The organism is Kitasatospora sp. NPDC058115, assembly GCF_042884635.1.
GTDB lineage: Bacteria > Actinomycetota > Actinomycetes > Streptomycetales > Streptomycetaceae > Kitasatospora.
This window is the reverse complement of sequence record NZ_JBHVTL010000027.1, coordinates 47297-68509: the sequence shown is the minus strand read 5'-3', so window position 1 is coordinate 68509 and position 21213 is coordinate 47297. Positions and strand designations below refer to the sequence as shown.

Here is a 21213-nt window from a genome sequence, read left to right as displayed (position 1 = left end):
GCCCGCCGGCTCAGGCCGCGACCGCCTCCACCACCGACAGCACGGTCGGCGTGGGGAGCACCCGGGACAGCCGCAGCCCGGCCCGGGCGAAGAGCTCCGCGAAGTCCGCCTCGGTGCGCTCGCGGCCGGTGAGGGAGGCCATCATCATCAGGTCCAGGGCCTTGGACTGGTGCGGCGCGTTGCCCGGCGGGACCACGGCGTCCACCACCAGGACCCGTCCGCCCGGACGCAGGGCGCGGCGGCAGTGGCCGAGCAGGGTCACGCAGTCCTCGTCCGTCCAGTCGTGCGTGATCCGCTTCAGCAGGTGGACGTCACCGGCGGGCACGGCGGTGAAGAAGTCGCCCTCCTGCGGAGTCCAGCGGCCGGCGAGCTCCGGGTGCGCCTCCAGCCGGTTGCCGGCGAGGACGTGGGAGCGGTCGTGGAGGACGCCGCGCAGGCCGGGGTTGCGGCGCAGCACCTCCAGCAGCAGACCGCCGTGCCCGCCGCCGATGTCCACCACCGTGCCGCTCTCCGGGAAGTCGTAGGCGGCGGCGATCGGCGCGTTCTCCTGGTCGGACATCGCCGCCATGCCGACGTGGAAGACCGCGGCGGTGCGCGCGTCCTTGGCGAAGTGGTCGAAGAACGGCATGCCGAAGATGTTCTCGAACGCCGTGGTGCCCTCGGTCAGACAGTGCGTCAGCTCCCCGGCCGGCCGCCACATGGTGCGGTCGGTGAGCATCTGGACGGCCGAGCGCACCGAGTACGGGACGTCACCGCGCAGGGCCTGGCCGGCCGCGGTCAGCGCGAAGCGGCCCTGCTCGTCCTCCGTCACCACGCCCCGGGTGGCGAGCAGGCGCAGCACCCGGTGCAGATTGCGGGCGTCGGTACCGGTCGCGGCGGCGAGTTCTGCGGGGGCGGCGGGGCCGTCCGCCAGGTGGTCGGCCACCCCGATGTCGGCGGCGGCGCGCAGGGCGGCGGGGAAGAGGAAGCCGAGCGCCTCGTCGACCAGGAAGGCCGCGGACCGCCGAAGGCCCTCCGGGTCGTCCACGGTCCCCGTCCGCTCGCCGGTGGTCCGGTCCTCGTCCTGACTCATGTCGTCCTCCTCCTCGCGGGCCGTCCGTCCGCCCGGGAGGCTGCCCACCGGACACCGCCCCGAAGCCCGGCGCGCCGCGATCCCGCCCCTTCGGGTGGCGCGGGCGCGGCCCCGCTCGACGCGCGGGGCCGCCGTCGGCGCCGCGGGCGGCCGGCGCGGCCACCTCCGGGGGCCGGGCCCGGATTCGAGGGGGGTCGAAGGGCTTTGCCGGAGCGGGCCGCGCGCGGCGAGGCTGGATCCGCCGGCCGAGACCGGCCCCAGTGAGCCGTCCCACCCGCGACCGAGGAGTTCCCATGACCCGTACGTCCGCCGTCCGTCTGCGCGTCGCCGCCGCGGCCCTCGCCGCCACCGCCGGTCTGCTCGGGGGCGCCGCCACCGCCCAGGCCGCCCCGGCCGCGGCCGGAGCCGCCGCCGGCCCGAGCCGGTCCGTCGAGGCCACCGAAACCGCGCAGTTCACCGCCAGCAGCGCCGGGGGTTCGCAGGAGACGGCCGTCAACGGCGCGGTCAACATGGCGTACCTCTACGCCCAGGGGGCCGGCTGGCAGCGCAGCCAGTGTTACGTCCTCGGCTTCGACGTCCGCTCGGCCGGCATCGGCTGGTACTCCGCGAGGGCCACCGTGCTCTGCATGCGCTGAACCACCGCCGGGAACCCCGCCGAGGCGCACCCGCGCACCTCGGCGGGCGCCCGCGCACCGGCGCCCGGCGCGCGGACCTGAAGGGGTCTCGGGGATCCCCGCGCGGTGGCGCCCTCAGCCGTCCGTTCCGGCTCCGTCCCGGGACTCCCCGCCGGGCGTCGGGTGGTCGAGCAGCCCGAGGGCGTCCAGCAGCAGCCGGCAGTCCTCGGCGTCGTGAGCCCGCGCCGCCACCGCCCGCCGTGCCCGGGCCCGGACCTCGGGGGGTCCCGGATCGCCCGGGGGTGCGAACAGGTCGCCCATCGTCTGCAGTTCACGGTTGGGCCGCGTCGTCGCCGCCACTTTCGCCTCCCGTCCGGATGCGTCGGCCGTCCAGCGTACTGCGCCCGCCCGCCCACCGGGAAAGCCGTCCCCCCGGTCGACCGTGGGGCATCGCCCCGGCGATCCGGGGTACGCGCAGCGGCGGCCCCCGACAACGGTGGGCCGGACGCGATGACGGAGGGAATCATGGGCCTGGGCGGCTGCATCATCCTGTTGGCGGTGGGGGCGGTCCTCGCGTTCGGCGTGGACTGGCACCTCTCCGGCGTCAATCTGACCGTGGTCGGCGTCGTTCTGATGGCGGCCGGCCTCATCGGCGTCGTGGCGTACGCGAAGGTCCTGGGCCGGCGGCGCTATCTGAGCGGCCGTGCGGTGGACGAGGTGGTCGTCGAGGAACGCCACCGGGACGGCCTCTGACCCGGGCCCGGGTGGGACCGGCCGGTCCCGCCCGCCCGCCGGACGCGCCCCTCCACCGGCTCGCCCGGCGGCACGGCGGGGCGGACCCGGACCCCCTGGAACGTCCCGCCGGACCGTTCCAGGGGCTGGTGAAACCGCAGGTCAGAGGGGGTGGAATCGTTCCAGCGTGCCGGATCCGGGGGAGGGGCTGGCGGGCGGGACGGGCGGCGGGGCAGAGTGCTGCCGGGCGGAGCGCCGACCGTGGCGCCGACCGCCCCTCCACCGCACTCCTTCGCTCCTCCGGGGATCCGCCATGTCCATCCGCCGTGCCCTCTTCGTTCCCGCCGCGCTCGCCGGTGCCGCCCTCGTCCTGACCGCCTGCGGGCCGGACGGGCCGACCGACGGGCCCCGGCCGGCGAAGTCCGCCTCGGCGTCCGACCCGCAGGCCGCCGCCCCGGACCCGGCAGGCCCCGACCCGGCGGGCCAGAACCCGGCGGCGTCGGCCCCGGTCGCCCCGAAGACCGCCGCCCCGACGACCGCCCCGGCCGCCCCGGCCCCGGCCGCCTCCGCCCCCGTGCCGGCCTCGGCCAGGCCGAGCGCGGCGGGCACGCCCGGCGGCGGTGGTGACGACGCCTACGCCTACACCCACCCGTGCGAGGGCAAGGACCTGACGGTCCGGGTGACCGCGCGCCCCGAGGCGCCGACCCAGAGGGTGATCGAGGTGCGCAACCAGGGCCCGCACGCCTGCGGCCTGAGCTACTACCCGCTGGTCGGCCTCGGCGACTCGCACGCCGCCGACCACGGCAAGGACCTCAGGCCGCTGGTGCCCGGCGGACTGGGCGGCGCCCCCGCCTACCCGGTCGGCGCCGGCCGGACGGCCTACGCGGTGATCGACCTCAACCCGGGCGGCGCGAGCGCCGGCACCGCCGCCGGGATCGACCACCTCGACGTGCTGGCCGACGGCGAGCACATGCCCACGGCGGAGACCCGCAACTTCCCGCTCGGCCCCGGCGCCAAGGTCCTGGGGCCCCGGCTGGGCCTCTACCGGAGCAGCGTCGCGGACGCGGCCGCCTCCGCGGCCACCGCGGACCAGCGGCCCTGAGCCCCGGCACGTGCGGCGGGCGGGGCGGGGTGACGGGGGTCCGGCCGGGGTGAACCGTCCGTCACAGCGTGCCGAGGACGTCCTGGTGCACCTCGTCGAGGACGAATCCGTTGTCCCACCGGACCCGGACCGTCACCCGCCGGCCCCGCCCCCGGTGGGCGTCCCACTCCGGCTCCAGTTCGGCGATCTCCGCCTCCAGCCGCTCGCGGCTCGCCTCCGGCATGGTGTGCCCGTAGTCGTCGAGGAGCGCCTTGAGCCGCCGGTACTCGCGGACCTCCTGGCTCTCCGGGAGTTCCCCGTTCACCCGCTCGACGGTGCCCTCGATCCCCGCTCCCAGCGAGAGGAACCCGACGACCGCCCCCGGCTCCCCGGCGAGCGCGTCACCGATCGCGAGGTCCTCGGCCAGCCGGACGCGACGGCCTTCCTCCAGGGTCATCCGATTCTCCGTCTCTCCGTCGACCGCCCACCGGGGCGGCACTGTGCGGTGCCGCAGGTCACGCTACCCGGCGTCCGGCGCCGGGGCAGACGGGGCGGGGCCCCCGGGGTGCGCCCGCAGACCCGGCGGGGCCCGCGATCGATGAGCCGGGCTCATCGATCGATGAGGTCAACGATCTTGTTCGCCCCCGGCGGCGGCTGATGGGCTGATCGCATGACAAACGCCCGCAGGACGCACGCGGACACCCTCCCACCCCCGTCCGCTCCGCCCGTCCCACCCGCCGCCCCGCAGCGCTGGTCGCCGGTCCTCGCCGTCGCGCTCGCCACCTTCACGGTGGTGTCCTCCGAGATGATGCCGGTCGGCCTGCTCACCGGGATGTCGCACGGCCTCGGGGTCAGCGACGGGGTCACCGGACTGTCCCTGACCATCACCGGCCTGATCGCCGCCGCCCTCGCCCCCTTCGCCCCGAGGCTGGTCGGCCGGCGCGAGCGCAGGGCCGTCCTGGTGACCGCCATGCTGCTGCTCGCCCTGGCGAACGCGCTGTCCGCCCTCGCGCCGGACTTCACCGTCCTCGCCGCCGGCCGGATCCTGCTCGGCGCGGCGATGGGCGTCGTCTGGGGCCTGGTCGCCGGACTCGGCCCGCGCCTGGCCGAAGGCCCGCGCACCGCCCTCGCCATGACACTGATCTTCTCGGGCGTCTCCATCGCCTCCGTGCTCGGCGTCCCCCTGGGGACCTACCTGGCCGCCCTGTTCGACTGGCGCTTCGCGTTCTGGACGCTCGCCGCCCTCGGCACCGTCTGCGCCGCCGTGCTCGCCGCCGTCCTGCCTCCGCTGCCCGCCCCGCCGGTGCACGGGGACCGGCGGGCGGACGGTCCGCTCGGGGCCCTGCGCCACCGCGGCGTGGCCGCCGGGACCGCCGCCACCGCCTTCGTCGTGCTCGGCCACTTCGCGGGCTTCACCTACGTCCGTCCGGTCCTCGAAGCGGGCGCCGGTCCGAGCAGCGGCGTGATCGCCGGCTGCCTGCTGGTCTACGGCGTGGCGGGGGTCGCCGGGAACTTCACCCTCGGCCCGCTGTCCGGGCGTCACCCGAAGGCGGCCGTCGCCGCCGCCCTCGGCGGGGTCGCGCTGGCCGCCGTGCTGCTCCCGCAGGCCGTGGGCGGCGTCGTCACGGTGCTCCTCGTCCTGGTCCTCTGGGGCGTCTCGTACGGCGGGGTGTCGGTCGCCACCCAGGCCTGGGTGCGCACCGCCGCCCCGGCCGTCGCCGAGGCCTCGGCGGCCGTCTGGGCGGGCGTGTTCAACGCGAGCATCGCGCTCGGCTCCCTCGCCGGCGGCCTGGTGGTCGACCGGGCCGGCCACCGCGCCGTCCTGCTCACCGCGGCCGGACTGGCCGCCGCGGGGCTGCTGCTCACCCTGCTGTCGGCGCCGCCCGGGGTGATCCGCGAGGAGAGGATCTAGCCGACCTTCCCGGCCAGCCGGGTGACGAACCCGGCCGTCAGCCGGTGCGGCCGTCCCTCGCGCTGGACCACCACCAGGTCGGTCGGCTCCAGCCCGGGCACCGGCAGGAAGCGGAGGTCCGGGCGCCGGACGTACGTCGTGCTGCGCTCGCACAGCAGCAGCCCCCGGCCGGTGCCGGCCACCATCGACAGGCCCTCCTGGAGGGTGACCGCCCCCGCCGGGTAGGACAGCGTCCGTCCGTCCGGGGTGCGCCGGGGCGCGTGCACCTGCCGCCAGTACGCGGGAGCCGGGCCGCGCGGCTCGATCAGCGCCAGCGCGGCCAGCTCCTCGGCGCCCACCGCCTCCACCGCGGGCGGGTACAGGGCGGCGTCGACCGCCACGTGCACCGGCTGCCGGGAGAAGCTCATCAGCACCTCCAGCCCCGGTTCCCGGCACGGACCGAGCACGATGGCGAGGTCCACCTCACCCCGGGCGAGCCGCGAGAACGGGTCGGCCCACGGCAGTTCGACCAGCTGCGTGGCCCCCTCCGGCAGGCCCGCGATCACCCGGGCGACCGGCTCGTACACCGCGCACTGGAATCCCAGCCGCAGCGGCTCGGCGGTTGCCGCCCGGGCGCGGGCGGCGTCGTAGCCCTCCCTGAGCCGCTCGAAGGCCGGCACCACCTGTTCGGCCAGGACGCCCCCGAGCTCGGTCAGCTCCACGCGGCGGCTGGTCCGCCGGAACACCGGGGCGCCGACCCGGCCCTCCAGCCGCTTGATCAGCTGGGAGACCCGCCCCTGCGAGACGCCGAGACGCTGCGCGGTCCGCCCGAAGTGCAGCTGGTGGACGAGGACGGCGAAGCACTCCAGCTCCTGCAGCGGCAGCTCGGGCAGGGGCGGGGCGGGCGTCGAGGGTTCCACCTCGACAGCCTACGCCCGGCCGTGCACCCGGTCCGCGGGGCCGGTGCCCGGCGGTGATCGAAACGGCCGGTACTCGACTGTGCCGGGGTGCCGTTGCGGCCCTAGCGTCACTGGTCTGAACCAGTTAAACGGAAGGGCAGCAACCATGAACGGTCCCAGAAGAGTTGGTCAGATCCTCGCCGCCGCGGCGGCGGCGCTGACGCTGTGCGCAGGCCCTGCGGTCGCGGTCGGGCAGTCCGCGGCCGGGGAGCCCACGGCGCCCGTGACGCCCGGCAGCACCCTCGCGGCGAGCGCGGCGGCGGCCGGGCCGGCCGCGGTGGCGAGTGACTATCCGCCACGGACCTTCACGATCACCAGCAACGCCCCCGAGGCCGACGGCAGGTGTCTGGACGTCTGGGACTGGGGCAACGGGCCGTGGGTCCAGATGTGGGGCTGTCACGGCGGCGCCAACCAGTCCTGGAACGTCTCGTACAACGCCGTCAGCGGCGGCTACCAGATCCAGAGCAACGCCAGCGGCAAGTGCGTCGACGGCTACCGGGGCCGGGGACAGCAGGTCGTCCAGCTCCCGTGCGACAACAGCGCCTCGCAGGCCTGGACCGTACCGGCGAGTGCCGGTCGCCTGCGCTTCATCAACCGCGCGTTCGCCGGCGTTCCGCAGGGCTTCCCCGGTCCCACCGGCCAGTGCCTGGACATCTACGACTGGGGCCGCGGCAACGTGGTCCAGCTGTGGGACTGCGGCTGGGGCCAGGCCAACCAGGAGTGGTGGTACAACTGACCGACCCCGGCCGGGAACGCCGGGCGCGCCGCGGTCCGTCCCCTCGACGGACCGCGGCGCGGTGGTTTCACCGGAGGTCAGGGCCTGCCGGTCAGATGGCCTGCCAGAGCGCCGGGACGTTCGGCGGCTCCCAGCCGGCGTAGGCGGTGTGGCCCTGGAGGCAGCGGTAGCTGACCCCGTTGTAGGTCACGACGTCGCCCGCCTTGTAGGTGGTGCCGGCGGCCCAGGTGCCACCCGGGTTGGGCGTGCCGTTGCCGACCGTCAGGCTGAACTGGGCGGTGTGGACGGTGGCCCCGGCGGTGCCGGTGACGGTGACCTGGTAGCTACCGGTCGCGGCGGACGAGGAGGCCGACAGGGTCAGCGTGGCGGAGCCGCCCGACTGGACGGACGACGGGCTGAAGGTCGCGGTGACACCGGACGGCAGGCCCGAGGCCGTCAGGGCGACGGTCTGCGCGCTGCCCGAGATGACGGCGGTGTTGACGGTCGCCGTGGTCGAGGCGCCGGGCTTGACCGAGCCGGAGCCCGGGTTCAGCGCGAGCGAGAAGTCGTCGCCGCCGTTGTTGGTGCAGGTCGGGTCGCCGGTCTGGGCGGGGACGCTGACGGCGTCCCAGGCGGCCTTGGTGCGGGTGAACAGGTTGCAGGTCGGGTCGAGGTTCTTGGCGGCGGTCAGGGTGGTGGTGCGGTAGCGCTTGTAGGTCATGCCGCTGGTCTTGAGCAGCATGCCGCCGTAGAAGATCCGGCCGGCGTCCTTGATGCCGACGCCGGTGACGGAGGAGTTGTTGCAGGTGGGGCTGGTGGGCTTGCCGCCGCCGGGGTTGGAGCCCTCGGCGAGCAGGTAGAACCAGTGGTTGAGCGGGCCGGCGGCCGCGTGGACCTCGGTGCTCGGGATGGAGGCGGAGTAGCAGTTGGGGTTGTTGCTGACGAGCGAGGGGTTGTACATGTTGCGGATCGGACCGTTTCCGACGAGGTTGATCATCTCGCCGACGAGGTAGTCCGGGCTGTCGTAGGGGGAGGTCTGGTTGGCGTAGGCCTCGGTGAGTGCACCGAAGATGTCGCCGGTGCCCTCGCCCAGGCCGTTCTCGTTGTTGGCGCCGCCGGGGGTGAACTGGTCGATGCCGTGGCCGAATTCATGGCCGACGACGTCGATGGAGGAGATCCACTCGTTGGCCTGGCTGTGGCCGATGGAGACGGAGGAGCCGTCCCAGTAGGCGTTGACGTCGTTGAGGCCGACCTTGACGGGCCAGCTGCCGCCGTTGCCGTTGTGCCCGTTGCGACCGAGCCAGTCGCGGAGCATGTCCCATTCCTTCTGGGCCGCGAACATGGCGTCGCCGCAGCCGGTCTCCTTGCTGGTGGCGCTGCCGTTGCCCCAGGAGTCGGAAGACTTGGTGAAGACCTGGCCGGTGGCGTTGTCGGCACAGCTCAGACCGGGGCGGCCCGGGTCGCGCAGCGAGAAGGAGCTGCCGGAGCTGGTGGTGTTGATGGTCGCCGAGGGGCCGTTCCACTTGCTGTTCAGGGTGCCGGCCCGCACGTCGTCGTAGCTGTCGATGACCTCACCGGTGGTGGCGTCGACGAAGACGTGCAGGGTGCTCGGAGTGTCGCCGTTGCGGCCGGTGAGCACCGTCTCCCAGGCCAGCCGGCCGCTGTCGCCGTCCTTGACGCGCACGACGAGGCGGCGGGACTGGACGGAGTCGACCGCGGTGAGCTTGGTGCGCGCGGTCTTCTCGGCCTTCTGGGCGCTGATCCTGGCGGTGGTGGCGCCCTGGATCCGGCCGCTGGAGGCGGACTGCGAGCCCCGGACGTTGCCCTGGGCGTCGGCCAGGACGACCGCGTCGCCGCCGACCACCGGCAGGCCCTTGTAGGTGCGCTCGTAGGAGACCGAGTAGAGGCCGCCGACCCAGGGCGTGACGGACTGACGCTCGTAGGTCTCGTCCGGGCCCTTGGCCAGGGCGTCCAGGCCGGCGGCGGCCGCGGCGTCGGCGGCGTTCACGGCGGCGGCCAGCGCGCTCGGCGGCGCCGGGGCGGCGGGCGCGGCGGTGGCCGGGCCCACGGTGGCGGCGATCGTGCCGGCCAGCACGGTCAGGGTGGTCGCGGCGGTCAGCAACCGGCCTGTGGTGGCACTGCGTTTCATCGAGGCTCCTAGCGTGTGGGGGTCCTCGACCGCGGAAGGAACAGCTGGTGGCACACCGCAGGGCCGTGTGTGGGGACGGCCGTGCGGGCCGTCCGCGCTCGGGTGCTCGAACCCTCACATGGCGTCATGCTCCGGTCAACGGTTGGTGCGCGTGATGCGTCGGGTTGGCAAGTTCCGTCAAGTCGCGGGCCCGGCGGGCCGGGTGGGCCGGGAATCTGCCCGAAGGTCCCCGCGATTGGGGATCCCGGACCGGCTGCCGGTACCGTGAGCTGCGGGTTCGGCGGGATGCCGGGCCGAAGGACGGGGAGCGGGGGAGCCGGAGTGGGCGTGGAGACCGACGAGTTCGCCGGGATGCTGCGGGCGTTGAAGGAACGTTCCGGCCACAGCTACGGCATGCTCGCCACCCGGTTGCACGTCAGCACCTCCACCCTGCACCGCTACTGCAACGGCGCGGCGGTCCCCACCGAGTACGCGCCGGTGGAGCGCTTCGCCCGGGCCTGCGGGGCGGACGACGGGGAGCTCGTCCTGCTGCACCGCCGCTGGATCGTGGCCGACGCGGCGCGGCGCCGGGAGGCGGGCGCGGCGGCGTCCAGGCCCCGGCCGGCCGCACCGGTTCCCCCGGCGCAGGCTCCCGCGCCGACGCCGACGCCCATGCCCACGCCGACGCCGTCGGCGGAACCGGCGCAGCCGCCCGTCCCCGCGGCCGTCCTCCCGCCCGTCGCCCCGGCCGCCCTCCCGACCGGGCACCGCCGGCGCCGGGTCAGGGCGCTGCTCGGCGCCGTGACCGCCGTCCTCCTGGTCGCCGCGGTGTCGGCGTTCGTCCTGCACGGCCGCGGCCAACCCGCCGCCCTCCCGCCCACGGCCCCCGACACGCCGGCCGTGACGCCCCCCAGCACCCCCGTCGTGACGCCGCCGGCCACGGCCCCGAGCACCACCGCACCGAGCGCCACGGCGCCGGCCCCCGCGCTTCCGGTCCCCACCGCGCCGGTCACCACCGCATCGGCACCGGCCCCCGCCGCCACGACACCGCCCGAGGACGACCTTCCCGCGCCCTTCCACGTCACCGTCCTGACCGACAACTGGGGGAGCCCCTGCGGCCAGTGGTTCCTCTCCCCCCGTTCCCCGGGCCAGGTGACCGCGCCGCCGGACAGCCCGGCGGACATCGACAGCTGGGCGGCCGCCCAGCAGGGCGTCCCCGGCGGCCACCTGCGCCTGCAGCTGACCGCCCAGGGGACCGGCACCACGCCGGTGGTCCTGCACGCCGCGTACATCCAGGTCGTCAGCACGCGCCCGGCCCCCAAGGGGAACGCCTACACACCCGGCTCCGGCTGCGGCGGCGGCCTCACCCCGGCGGCCTTCACGGTGAACCTCGACTCCGCCGCCCCCCGGGCCACCCCCGTGCAGGGCCTGGACGACACCGGCAGGCCCACCCTCTCGAACTTCCCCTACCGCGTCTCCGCGGCCGACCCGCAGGTCATCGACGTCGACGCGGCCACCGCCGCGCAGGACGTCAGCTGGTACCTCGACCTGGTCTGGAGCAGCGGCGACCGCCAGGGCCGGTTGCGCGTCGACGACCACGGCCGCCCCTTCCGCACCGCGGGCATCCGCGACGCGCCGGCCTACTCCCACACCGGCAGGAACTGGTCCCCGACCGAGCCCGACCTCTGACGGCCGGGCCGGTCCGCGCCGTCCCGCTGCGCGCCGTCCGCGCACGGTCGGCGGCCCGTCGCAATGTCCGTACGGAGGAGTAGAGTTCCACGTCCGCGGACCGACGCGGCAGGACCCTTCCGCAGGCGCGCCGGGGGCGCGGGCGGGCAGGGACGGGACACAGGCCCGGCCGGCCGGGGAGCGGGCGGCGGCGGGGCACGGGATTGGGGGGGCGTGTGACGAGTCGTGGTGCCCGTGCGGCGCGGCGCGGCGTGGTGGGGCTGGCCGTCTGGTGGCTGTGGATGCCACTGGTCGCGTTCGTCGTGTGGCTGGTCAAGCACCTGGTGTTCGGCGGCTTCGGACAGCAGGACCAGAGCTACCGGCTGCTGATCGAACGGCAGTTCTTCCCGCACGGCGGTCCGCTGGACGCGGCGCCGCTGTTCTGGTTCTGGGTCGCGGTGGGGTTGTGCGGCACCGTGTGGGCGGTGGTGGTCATCGCGGAGGAGGCCGGGGCGGGCCTCGGCGGGTGGAAGGTCCGCCTGACGGTCGCGGTGGTGGTGCTGGCGGTGGCCGGCTCGCTGGTGCGCGCGGGTACCGGGCTGTGGGACGACGACAAGGACGAGGGCCGCTTCTACGCGGCGGCCACCGTGCTCGACGTCCCGGCCACCGGTGCGGGCACACCGCGTTCGGTGCTGCCGGTGACCGAGCACACCCGCCCCGGCGACGGCGTCCGCTGCGACCTCGTGGGCACCGCGGACGTGCCGGCCTGCGTGAAGACCGCGCCGATGCCGGACTTCGACTTCGAGGCGCGCACCGCCTCCTACGCGGCGGCGACCAAGGCGCTCACCGACAGCGCCGGCCTCACCTCCGGGATCCAGTTGCTGGGGCACAGCCTGCACTACCTGCCCGACGGCTCGGAGGGCGGCGGCGTGTGGACGGCCGTCCTGGACGGCTCCGGCGAGCAGCCGATGGAGGGCGTCGCGGTCTGGGACGGCCGCTCCAACTCCGTCGTCACCTGCGCGTTCCGGGGTGACCACGCGTTCGGCCGGGCCTTCGGCGGGACGGGCGCCGTCAGCCTGCGCAACCTGCTCGCCGAGCGGTTCCCGGACGTCGTCTACAGCGACCAGGACATCTGGGGTTACTGCGACGGCAGCGACCCCCGCACCGCCCGGCCGGTGGTGGTGATCTCGGTGGCCCGGGAGACCGGCTACCGCCAGCGCACGGTGCTGGAGCCGGCCGGGGTGCTGGTGCTGCGCGGTTCGCCGGACGGCCGCCCGGACATGACGTACCGGGCCGAGGTGGCCCCGGGTGAGCTGCCGGGGGCGGTGTACCCGGCCTCGGTGGTCCGCTCGCAGATCCACGAGGTGCAGTGGCTCGGCGGGCGCGGCGCCAAGGACGACCGGGGCTTCGGCTACGCGCACACCTCGGCGGCGGCCAACGCCACCAACCCGGGGGAGTTCCTGCTGCGCTCCAAGGCGGACGGCCATCTCTACTACGTGACGCCGCTGGTGCCGAGGGAGAGCTCCTCGCAACTGGTGGTGGCGTTCGCCGTCCTGCAGGCCGACCGCGCCGGGGGCGGCCTCAACGACCTGCACGTGTACGTGCGCGGCGACGACGAGCCGTCGGTGAACCTGGACGTGCTGGCCAGCCGGATGGTGTCGTACATGGCGCAGCAGACCTCGATCACCATCAGCGTCGGGAAGGGCGGCGCGCTGCAGGAGATCATCCCGTTCGGCCGGGACAGGTGGCGGGGGTTCGTGGACTTCAACGGCCAGACCCAGGACTACATCGACCTGTCGGGCGACGCGCGGGTGACGCCCAACCTGGTGTCGCTGAACGGCAGCATCACCGCCCCGGGCGGCCAGCCGTCCCCCGCGCCGTCCCCGTCCGTCTCCCCGTCCCCGTCCGCTTCCTCGTCCGGGACCCCGGCCCCGGCGCCCGACGCCACGCCCGGCGCAACGCCCGGCGCACCGGCGGACGGGTGCGGCGGCGATCCGGCGCAGTTGACGACCAGCCGGCTGGCCGCCTGCGTCGCGGAGCTCTCCAAGGCCTTGCAGGGCCGCGTCCAGGACCAGGCGTCCCCCCGGCCCTGACCCGCCGCCGGGGCGGGCCCGGGGTCGCTCACCCGGGTCCGTCCCGGCGGCGGGGCCGTCTCAGCGACGGCGCCGCCGCCCCGGCGGGGCCTGGTCCAGCGGGAGCTGGTCGCCGGTGGCGCCGACCTCCAGCCGCCCGTAGTCCGGGTGGTCCAGCCGGTGGTGGACGTGGATCTGATCGGCCCACGGAGGGTCGAACGGCGTGAACGCCCGCAGGCCCAGGACCGGTCCGATCGGCCGGTCGGGGTGCGCGGTGTTGAAGTCGGCGATCGCGGCGGCCTCGCCGATCTGCCCGATCGTTCCCGGCAGGTCGTCGAGGTAGCAGGTCACCCTCGGCAGCAGGTGCCCGTGCGCGGGGCCCCGGAACAGGCCGAGGGCGGTCGCCGTGGAGGAGCAGTAGTCCAGGTCGAGGGCGACGAAGCCGACGGGGTGCTCGCGCAGCACCTCGGCGTGCGAGTCCAGGTAGCCGGGCAGCGTCGCGGCGAGGTCGCCGATCACCAGCTCGGCCGCTCCCAGCCGGGCCCGCAGCCGGTCGTGGTCCATCGTGTAGAAACCGGGGGCGAACAGGTAGCGGAGGTCCCGGGGATCCGTGCTGTCGGGCAGCCCCGCCCCGCTGTCGAAGCCGACGACCCGCACGGCGACCCCGGTGGCGGCGGCGTAGTAGCGCGCGTGCTCGGCGAGGGCCAGCAGCCCGTTGCCGCCGGCCACCCCGAACTCCACCACCGTCACGCCCCGGTGGCCCAGCCGCGCCGCCGACTCGGTGGCCCGCCGCACGCCGTAGGCGTAGTGCGGCCGCTCGACCAGCCCGAACCGGTACGCGGCCGCCGGCCCGACCCCGGGCAGCCTCCGCAGCAACCGGTTGCGCGCCGCCGTCCGGGTGCCGGACTTCGACCAGTCCCACAGGACGTCGGCCAGCCCACCGGTGGGCCGGCGGCCGTACGGATGCCCCTTCTGGGCAGTCGTCCTCGGTTCCCTGCGCACCATGGCCCTCCTCAGCGCGACGACGCGGTCGGAGGCATCCTTCCCGTCCGCGCCCCGCGCCGAATCGGTGCGCCGGTCGTTCCCGGCGGTGCCGGCCTGCTCCTGCACGCCTGCACGCCTGCACGCCTGCACGGCGCCGGTCCGGCGGCGTTCACGGGCACCCGGTATGTTGATCATCCGCCGGCGCCCGGTGCAGGGCCCCGAACGCGGTTCCGGCCCGCCGACGGCACGCCCGGAACCGGCCCGCCGTCACCCGGCCGGCTGCGCCGCCCCCCTCCGTCCCGCCCGAAGGATCCCGGATGACCGTTCCCGCCCCGCCCGACCGCCCGGGGCCCGCCGACGCCCCGGCCCCCGAGAACCCCTGGGCACCGCCGGGCCCCGACCGGACGGACGGCGCCGTCCCGGCTCCGGGTACGGCCCCCGGCCCGTTCCCCGGCCCGTTCCCCGCCCCGGGCGGGTTCCCCGGTGCGTCCCCGGGCGCCATCCCCGGCGCCTTCCCCGGCCCGGGCGTGCCCTACTGGGCGCCGTACCCGGTCCCGGCGCCGCAGCCCCGCAACGGGCTGGGCATCGCGGCGATGGTCCTCGGGATCGTCGGGACCGTGCTCGGCCTGGCCGTCATCCTGTTCTGGCTGTCCTGGCTGCCCGCCCTGCTGGCCGTGATCCTCGGTGCCGTCGCCCTGACCCAGGTGCGCAAGGGCGTCGCGACCAACCGGGGAACCGCGCTCGCGGGCGTGATCCTGGGCGTCGTCGGCCTGCTGGTCTCCACCGGCGCCGGGGTCTTCGTGGTGACGGAGATCCGGGCGGTCAACGAGGAGCGCAAGGCGGGCGAGGCGGCCGCCCGGGCCCGCGCCGAGGAGGCCGCCCGGGCCGCCGAGGAGCGGGCGGCGAAGGAGAGGGAGCGGCTGGAGGCCGAGCGCCGGCGCATCGAGGCCGAGCGGGCGGCCGCGGCCGCGGACGAGAAGGCCCGGCACCCGGCGTTCGGGCAGTCCTACACCTTCCCGGACGGACTGAAGGTCACGATGGCCGAGCCGGAGCGCTACGTCCCGGACGAGACCGTCTTCAAGGCCCCGAAGAACGCCAGGATCATCCAGGTGAGGATCACCATCGTCAACACCGGTTCGGCGGAGGTCCCGCTCCGCGGCAGCGGCCTTCCCGTCGTCCGGGACGCCAACGGCGTCCTCGTCCTCACCCTGATCGACGGCAGCGGACGGCTCAAGATCCCCACCGGCACCGTCGCCCCCGGGAAGGAGGTCACCAGCCTGACCGCCTACGGCCTGCCGGAGACCGCGGCCGACCCGTTCTCCGTGGAGTTCGTCCACGACGCGGGGCCGAGCGGCAGCGTCGTCTGGTCCGGCCCGCCCAGCTGACCCGCCGGCCCCGCCGCCCTCGCCGACCCTGCCGCCCCCGTTGCGCCGGGCGGGCGCGTGCGCCCGGCCGGGTGGCCCGGTCCTGCGTAGCGTGGGTGGGGACGAACGAGGTGATGTCGTGAAGTCCGACGCGGAGCCGTCCGGGTCACCGGGGGAGGGGAACCCGCGGGGGAACCGGCTGGAGCCGGCCGAGCAGCTGGAAGGCGTCGCCCTCCAGCTGCTCGCCCTGGCGAAGGCGAAGAACCGGTTGCAGGGGCTGCTGTCGGCGGTGCTGGCGATCAGCGGTGACCTGGACCTGTCCGTGGTGCTGCACCGGATCGTCACGACGGCGATGGAGCTGGCCGGCGCCCGCTACGGCGCGCTGGGCGTCCTCGCCCCCTCCGGTGACCACCTGGAGCGGTTCATCACCGCCGGTCTGACGGACGAGGAGCGGGCGGCGCTCGCCGGCGTCGACTTCCCGCACGGACGCGGGGTGCTCGGCCATCTGATCCGGCACCCCGCACCGCTGCGGGTCGACGACATCCCCGCCCACCCGGCCTCGGTGGGCTTCCCGCCCGGCCATCCGCCGATGCGCACCCTGCTGGGCGTGGCGATCACCGTCCGCGGCGAGATCTACGGCGACCTCTACCTCTCCGAGCGCGCCGACGGCCGGCCGTTCGACGAGGACGACGAGGAGATCGTCCGGGCCCTCGCGGGCGCGGCCGGCATCGCCATCGAGAACGCCCGCCTGTTCGGCTACGTGCGCGACAGCGCGGAGCAGTTCCAGCGCCTGCTGCTGCCCACCCTGCCCGACCTGGTCCCGTTCTCCGGCGCCGCGGTCTACCGCACCGCCAGCGAACCGGCCCGCGTCGGCGGTGACTGGTACGACGCGGCGGTCCTGCCCGACCGGGCCTGCGTGGCCGTCATCGGTGACGTGGTCGGCCACGACCTCCAGGCCGCCGCCGCCATGGCCCAGGCCCGCAACATGCTCCGCGCGCTGCTCTACGACCGCAGGACCCCGCCCAGCTCGGTGCTGACCCAGCTGGACCACACCGTGGGTGCCATCACCGACCTGCCCGTCACCACCGCCTGCCTGGCCCGGATCGAACCCGCCGGCGACGGCTGGAGCCTGCACTGGAGCACCGCCGGCCACCTGCCGCCCCTGGTGCTCGGCCCCGACGGGCACGCCCGGTACGTCCAGGGCGAACCCGGCATCCCGCTGGGCGTGGACCCCGCCGTCCCCCGCCCCGACCACACCCACCCGCTGCCCGCCGGCAGCACCGTCGTGCTGTTCACCGACGGCCTCGTCGAACACCCGCAGCGGGCCATCGACGAGGGCCTGGACGCCCTCGCGGCCCTCGCCACCGCCCACGCCGCCCTGCCCCTGGACGACCTCGTCCGCGTCCTGGCCGACCAGCACCCCGGCGACGGCCACGACGACATGGCGATCCTCGCCATCCGGATCCCCGCCGCCGTCCGCCCCCTTCCGTAGCGCCCCTGTCCGTGGCGCCCCCCTTCCGCGCCCCCTTCCGCGACGCCCGTGCCGCGCGGCCGGCCCGCCCGCCGATGTCACAATCACCGCCCCTGCGCAGTCATGGAGGAGGAGACCTGCAGGGAGGAACGGCATGAACTGGCGTCAGTCGGCCCGGTGCCGCGGCACGGACCCCGAACTCTTCTTCCCCATCGGGAGCAGCACCAGCTTCGCGACGCTCGTGCAGAGCGACGAGGCGAAGGCCGTGTGCGGCCGTTGCCCCGTCTCCCGCCAGTGCCTGGAATGGGCGCTGGACCAGCCCGTGGAGGGGGTCTGGGGCGGCACGACGGAAGCGGAACGCCGGGCGATGCGACGACGCCGGGCCTGAGACCCGGGACGGACGGCGACTGCCGGGACCCCCTCGCGGGAATCCCGGCAGCCCCGCTCGCCTCACCCGCAACAGGGCTTGCACTCCTGCACCTGCACGTTGTCGATGACCGGGCCGTACGCCCCGGCGACGGTGCTGGTGAAGCTCAGGGTCGTGGCCGCGCCCTGCGCGACGAAGGTGAACTGGCGGCCCACGTAGCCCATCGCGGTCCTCGTCCTGCCGGTGACGTCGAAGGAGAAGTCCTGGAAGTCCTGGCCGTCGATCAGCGCCCGTCCGGTCCGCAGGGCCGGCCCCCCCGGCCGGGTTGCCGGCCAGCGCGTAGCTGACGGAGTAGGTGGTGCCCGGAACGGTGGTGAAGCTCTGGGCGACGGTGCCGCTGCTGGAGCCGTTGAGGTCCAGCGACTGGTCGCCCTCGGCGGCCTGCCAGAAGCCGGCGCCGATCAGGTCGACGCTGCCGGCGGTGACGGCCCACGGCCCGATGCCCTGACCGGTGGTCAGGGGGGTGAACGCGTTCGCCGGGGCCTTGGGCGTCTCGAAGCTGCCGTCGTCGAAGCGGCTCAGGGCGCGGTGGCCGTCGGCGGCCTGGGCCGGACCGGCCAGGGCGGTGGCACCGGCGACGAGCAGGGCGGCGACGGCGACGTGGAGGCGCGAGAACGACATGGATGGCCCTCCCGGGGCTGGTGGACGGACGCAGCCGGTGACCGGCCGCTCACCGAGCGTCCGCCGTTCGGGTGATCCCTGCCAAGGCCGGAGGAGTGGCGCCCGGTGTCTCTCCGGGCCCGCGCGCGGGCTCCCGCACGCCGGTTTCGCCGGCCGCGGCCCCGCCGTTCCGGGCCTCGCGGGGCGTCCCCGTCGCCGCGCCGCACCGAAATGCGACCGGGTGCGCGGGCAGCCCGGGGGAGTGCGCCACCTCGCGCACTCCCCTCCCCGCGCCGTTCGGCCTCAGTGGACGGGAACGCAGATCTCGCACAGATGCCGGGCGAGCAGGCTCGGGCGGTACCGTTCGAGAACGGGACGGGCGCCGTCGAAGGCGAACCCGTGGGCGGCGAGGTCCGCGAAGAGCCCGGCCCAGGCCCGCCCGAGGGCCTCCCCGGTGTGGGCGACGGCGAGAACGGCGTGCCGCCCGCCCGGGAGGCGGCCCTCCCGGATCCCCGGACCCCGGATCTCGGCGTCCTCCGGCACCAGGAGACAGGTGTCGTAGCGGCAGGCGTCCTGCGGCGTACGGGCGGGGTCGTCCCGGGCGATGCCCAGGACGGCGGTGTCGGCCCGCAGCAGATCGTGCGTCGCGGCCCAGGACTTGAGCCTTTCCATGTGGGCCCGGTTCGCCGCGCCGTAGGGCCCGGTGTGCCTCAGATAGGCGATGCGGGATTCCGGAATTTCTTCCCGTGCGAACATTGATCCGTTCTCCGTCCGATTGGTGTGGGGAAAACGGTAGCAAGGTATAAAATCCATCCGGCGACCTTTTGAAATTCCGTCCCGAATTCGCCGGCCGACAGGCGGAGTGCGGTCCTGATCGTCGACGGCGCCCCGGTCCCCACGCACGACCGCACCATTGCCGAGCCGTCCGGGAACCGCAGGTACTCGACCGACCGTGCCGAATTCGGCACCTCCCCTCCGCAACCCCTCCTCGCCGACCCCAGGGGTACGCGGCCGTGCTTTTCGCGCGCGCGACTTCCTGGCCGGTGGACCCGCTCGACACGGTCCTCGCGGCCGAGGGCGTCGACCGCGGCCGGATCGACCGCGCCGGCCCGGGCGCGGATCAAGAGCAGCAATGAGGTTGGCGGCCTCCTGCCGTTCCGGGAGGGCGACCGTCAGCTCAGCGAGACACCCAACAGGCCGGCTTCTGCATCGGCTCGCGACAGGGTGACCTTCCCCCGGTGGCTGACCTCGACCTGGTAGAACTTCGGTCCTACCGGCACCCCGATGACCTCGATCGGGAACACACAACCGGTCGTTCCCTTGGACCGGCCGGTGCCGAGGGACCCCGTCGCCAACACCGTGCCGTCCTCATCGAACACCGTCACCGATGCCCCCCTGGCGATGTCCTCGTACCCGCCCCGCCCCACGCAACCGGACGCAGTGTCCCTGGCGTTGCTGCCGAGCGTCATCTGCCCGTCCAGCGTGAACACCTCGCTCTTCGAAGGTGTCGCCGTCGCCACGGCGCTCGGGCCGGTCGCGGTGCCACTGGAGGACAAACCCCACGCCAGGCCGACCGAACCGGCACCGACGGCGAGTCCGCCGATGCCCGTCACCAGCCACAGCGGCACGCGCACGCTCGGCGAGGCCGGCTTCTCGGTCGCTGCCGCCGCCGGCTCGACCAGGTGCACGGGCGGTGTAGCGGCGGTCTCGTCCATGCAGGGAGCATCCCATCGGGCTCACGGCCTCACGTGCGCCGGAACCGAATCGTGATCAGAGCCTCAACGCCCCTGACAGGAGATCGGTCCGGGTCCCCGGGCGCTGTGCCGGGCAGCCCACCCCGACACCGTGAGGAGCAGCAGGCGCCCGGCCGGCCCCGCCTGTGCGGGGACGGCGGCGGTGTCGGCGGTGATTCGCCGCCGCCGGCCGAGTACCGGCGGATGCTCCTCGGCGGGACCCCCGGCACCGTCGACCGTCGGACCGGCACTCCCGTCCGCCACCGGGAAGGGAGGCGCCCGGCCCCCGCGCGGGGCGGGGGCCGGGCACCGGTCCTGGCGTCAGGTGCGGATCGGACGCCGCTCAGGAGCGCCGGTCCCGGCGACGGGCGCGGCGGAGTGCGGCGGCTCCGGCCCCCAGCGAGAGCACCCCGGCGAGCAGGAGCGCCGGCGTCCTGCTTCCGGTCTCGGCGAGCTGGTCGCCTCCGCCGCCGGGTCGCGGGGTGGGGGCGGGGTGGTGGCTCGGGCCCCCGGTGGGGTGGGCGGCGCCGGTGCCGCCGTGGCTCGCGGTGTGGGTGGGGCGGGGCGTGGACGTGGCGGTCGTGGTGGTGGTGGCGGTCGGGGAGTGCGAGGGCGAGGGGCTGGTGGTGGCGGTCGGGGAGTGCGAGGGCGAGGGGCTGGTGGTGGCGGTGGGGGAGTGCGAGGGCGAGGGGCTGGTGGTGGCGGTCGGGGAGGGGGACGGACTGGCGCAGACGTGCTCCTCGATGCGGACCTCGCCGTCGCCGCTGCGGGCCCCGGTGGTGAAGGCCGCACCGGCGGGACCGAGGCTGGAGCCTCCGCCGCCCCCGCCGGCGTCGAGCGTGCTGCCCGTGGAGGAGCCGCCGGCTCCGCCGCCGTGCGCCCCGCCGCCGCCTCCACCGCCGGTTCCCATGTGGATGTCGCCGACGTTGACGGCCGCGTCGCCGCCGCGGCCGCCGACAGCGGCGCCGCCCGGAGAGCCGTCGTGGTCGGAGCCGGTGGTGCCGGTTCCGCCCGCCCCGCCCGCGCCGCCGTGGCCGCCGGACTTGCCGCCCTTGCCCGCCTGGACCGCTCCGGTGTCCGCGCCGTCGGTCCCGTCCTGTCCGCCGTCACCGCCGCGTCCGGTCCCGTTGTCGCTGAAGCTGCCGGCGCCGCCGCCGCCACCGCCGGCGATGACCAGGGCGGTGGCGGCGGCCGTCACGGTGGTGGCACCGCCGCCCCCGGCGCCGATGGCGCCATTGCCGGGGCGGTGCTCGGAGGTCGCGGACCCTCCCTGCCCGCCACCGCCGTAGCCGCCGTAGGCCATGCTGTCGGGTACGAGGAGGTCGCCGCCGCTCCCCGCCTGGCCCACGTCGACGGTGAGGACGTCGCCGGCGTGGACCTGGAGCGTCGCCCGCACCTCGCCGCCCTTCCCGCCGGGCGAGCCGTAGACGGCGCTTCCGCCCGCGGCTCCGAACGCGTCCACCACGATCTCGCAGACGCCCGCGGGAACGACGTACTGTTCGGGCGCGCCCGTGTAGGCGAAGGTGCGGGTCCCCGCGGCGGCCGCGGTGTACTGGGGGGAGCTGACGAGCAGGGCCGCCAGCGCCACGGAGGTCGCGAGGCCGGCCTGTGCGTAGTGAGTGTGTCTCATATGAACCGTTTATGTGATCCACGGTTTCCGCCCCGGATACCACGCGGCGGCGTCCGGGTGAACCACCGCGCC

At 75.4% G+C, this 21213-nt stretch carries 18 protein-coding genes and 3 pseudogenes; 10 read left to right on the top strand and 11 right to left on the bottom strand.

Annotated elements, in window-relative coordinates:
* Positions 1 to 10 precede the first annotated feature (10 nt).
* Positions 11 to 1072, bottom strand: coding sequence for a methyltransferase (locus ACFVVL_RS26895; protein WP_387679554.1), 1062 nt, complete (start codon positions 1070 to 1072; stop codon positions 11 to 13).
* Positions 1073 to 1365: 293 nt separating this feature from the next.
* Between ACFVVL_RS26895 and ACFVVL_RS26890 the strand changes: the two genes are divergently transcribed.
* Positions 1366 to 1707 (top strand): hypothetical protein, encoded by a 342-nt coding sequence (locus ACFVVL_RS26890; RefSeq protein WP_380298207.1) that lies wholly within the window; start codon positions 1366 to 1368, stop codon positions 1705 to 1707.
* Positions 1708 to 1821: 114 nt separating this feature from the next.
* Here ACFVVL_RS26890 and ACFVVL_RS26885 read toward each other — a convergent pair whose 3' ends face one another.
* Positions 1822 to 2046: a hypothetical protein gene (locus ACFVVL_RS26885; protein ID WP_380298209.1), complete on the bottom strand. Its 225-nt coding sequence runs from the start codon at positions 2044 to 2046 to the stop codon at positions 1822 to 1824.
* 165 nt (positions 2047 to 2211) lie between these two features.
* Between ACFVVL_RS26885 and ACFVVL_RS26880 the strand changes: the two genes are divergently transcribed.
* Together ACFVVL_RS26880 and ACFVVL_RS26875 are read left to right on the top strand one after the other, a co-directional pair.
* A complete protein-coding gene (locus tag ACFVVL_RS26880; protein ID WP_380298211.1) occupies positions 2212 to 2439 on the top strand; it encodes a DUF6458 family protein in 228 nt (75 codons plus the stop codon).
* 292 nt (positions 2440 to 2731) lie between these two features.
* Positions 2732 to 3520: a DUF4232 domain-containing protein gene (locus tag ACFVVL_RS26875; RefSeq protein WP_387679550.1), complete on the top strand. Its 789-nt coding sequence runs from the start codon at positions 2732 to 2734 to the stop codon at positions 3518 to 3520.
* Between the two features lie 61 nt (positions 3521 to 3581).
* Here ACFVVL_RS26875 and ACFVVL_RS26870 read toward each other — a convergent pair whose 3' ends face one another.
* Entirely contained in the window at positions 3582 to 3956 is a 375-nt protein-coding gene (locus ACFVVL_RS26870) for a hypothetical protein (protein WP_380298371.1), read from the bottom strand.
* Between the two features lie 213 nt (positions 3957 to 4169).
* Here ACFVVL_RS26870 and ACFVVL_RS26865 point away from each other — a divergent pair, with 213 nt between their 5' ends.
* Positions 4170 to 5411 (top strand): MFS transporter, encoded by a 1242-nt coding sequence (locus ACFVVL_RS26865; RefSeq protein ID WP_387679547.1) that lies wholly within the window; start codon positions 4170 to 4172, stop codon positions 5409 to 5411.
* Here ACFVVL_RS26865 and ACFVVL_RS26860 read toward each other — a convergent pair.
* Positions 5408 to 6310, bottom strand: coding sequence for a LysR family transcriptional regulator (locus ACFVVL_RS26860; protein WP_387679544.1), 903 nt, complete (start codon positions 6308 to 6310; stop codon positions 5408 to 5410). The genes ACFVVL_RS26865 and ACFVVL_RS26860 overlap by 4 nt on opposite strands.
* A 145-nt stretch (positions 6311 to 6455) precedes the next feature.
* On the opposite strand from ACFVVL_RS26860, the gene ACFVVL_RS26855 reads away from it, so the two are divergent.
* The gene (locus ACFVVL_RS26855) at positions 6456 to 7085 is read left to right on the top strand and encodes an RICIN domain-containing protein (RefSeq protein WP_387679541.1); all 630 of its coding nucleotides are present in this window, start codon (positions 6456 to 6458) and stop codon (positions 7083 to 7085) included.
* A 91-nt stretch (positions 7086 to 7176) separates the two neighbouring features.
* Here the strand turns inward: ACFVVL_RS26855 and ACFVVL_RS26850 are convergent.
* Together ACFVVL_RS26850 and ACFVVL_RS26845 are read right to left on the bottom strand one after the other, a co-directional pair.
* Positions 7177 to 7302 (bottom strand): annotated as a pseudogene (locus ACFVVL_RS26850) (carbohydrate-binding protein); the annotation flags it as partial.
* A 12-nt stretch (positions 7303 to 7314) separates the two neighbouring features.
* Positions 7315 to 9213, bottom strand: a pseudogene (locus tag ACFVVL_RS26845) (M4 family metallopeptidase); the annotation flags it as partial.
* A gap of 327 nt (positions 9214 to 9540) precedes the next feature.
* Here ACFVVL_RS26845 and ACFVVL_RS26840 point away from each other — a divergent pair.
* Both ACFVVL_RS26840 and ACFVVL_RS26835 read left to right on the top strand, forming a co-directional pair.
* Positions 9541 to 10881, top strand: coding sequence for a helix-turn-helix domain-containing protein (locus ACFVVL_RS26840; protein WP_387679538.1), 1341 nt, complete (start codon positions 9541 to 9543; stop codon positions 10879 to 10881).
* 215 nt (positions 10882 to 11096) lie between these two features.
* The gene (locus ACFVVL_RS26835) at positions 11097 to 12953 is read left to right on the top strand and encodes a hypothetical protein (RefSeq protein ID WP_387679535.1); all 1857 of its coding nucleotides are present in this window, start codon (positions 11097 to 11099) and stop codon (positions 12951 to 12953) included.
* Positions 12954 to 13013: 60 nt separating this feature from the next.
* Here ACFVVL_RS26835 and ACFVVL_RS26830 read toward each other — a convergent pair whose 3' ends face one another.
* The gene (locus ACFVVL_RS26830; RefSeq protein ID WP_380294445.1) at positions 13014 to 13937 is read right to left on the bottom strand and encodes a hypothetical protein; all 924 of its coding nucleotides are present in this window, start codon (positions 13935 to 13937) and stop codon (positions 13014 to 13016) included.
* Between the two features lie 296 nt (positions 13938 to 14233).
* Between ACFVVL_RS26830 and ACFVVL_RS26825 the strand changes: the two genes are divergently transcribed.
* From ACFVVL_RS26825 to ACFVVL_RS26815, 3 genes are all read left to right on the top strand, one after another.
* Entirely contained in the window at positions 14234 to 15301 is a 1068-nt protein-coding gene (locus ACFVVL_RS26825; RefSeq protein ID WP_387679532.1) for a DUF4190 domain-containing protein, read from the top strand.
* Positions 15302 to 15479: 178 nt separating this feature from the next.
* Entirely contained in the window at positions 15480 to 16772 is a 1293-nt protein-coding gene (locus ACFVVL_RS26820) for a PP2C family protein-serine/threonine phosphatase (RefSeq protein WP_387679690.1), read from the top strand.
* Between the two features lie 133 nt (positions 16773 to 16905).
* Positions 16906 to 17139 (top strand): WhiB family transcriptional regulator, encoded by a 234-nt coding sequence (locus ACFVVL_RS26815; RefSeq protein WP_380294443.1) that lies wholly within the window; start codon positions 16906 to 16908, stop codon positions 17137 to 17139.
* A 62-nt stretch (positions 17140 to 17201) separates the two neighbouring features.
* On the opposite strand, the pseudogene ACFVVL_RS26810 reads toward ACFVVL_RS26815, so the two are convergent.
* From ACFVVL_RS26810 to ACFVVL_RS26795, 4 genes and pseudogenes are all read right to left on the bottom strand, one after another.
* Positions 17202 to 17799: pseudogene (locus ACFVVL_RS26810) on the bottom strand (choice-of-anchor C family protein).
* A gap of 282 nt (positions 17800 to 18081) precedes the next feature.
* Positions 18082 to 18534: a GyrI-like domain-containing protein gene (locus ACFVVL_RS26805; RefSeq protein ID WP_387679529.1), complete on the bottom strand. Its 453-nt coding sequence runs from the start codon at positions 18532 to 18534 to the stop codon at positions 18082 to 18084.
* Positions 18535 to 18950: 416 nt separating this feature from the next.
* Positions 18951 to 19493 (bottom strand): hypothetical protein, encoded by a 543-nt coding sequence (locus ACFVVL_RS26800; RefSeq protein WP_387679526.1) that lies wholly within the window; start codon positions 19491 to 19493, stop codon positions 18951 to 18953.
* A gap of 361 nt (positions 19494 to 19854) precedes the next feature.
* A complete protein-coding gene (locus ACFVVL_RS26795; protein WP_387679523.1) occupies positions 19855 to 21141 on the bottom strand; it encodes an LPXTG cell wall anchor domain-containing protein in 1287 nt (428 codons plus the stop codon).
* Between the last annotated feature and the right edge of the window lie 72 nt (positions 21142 to 21213).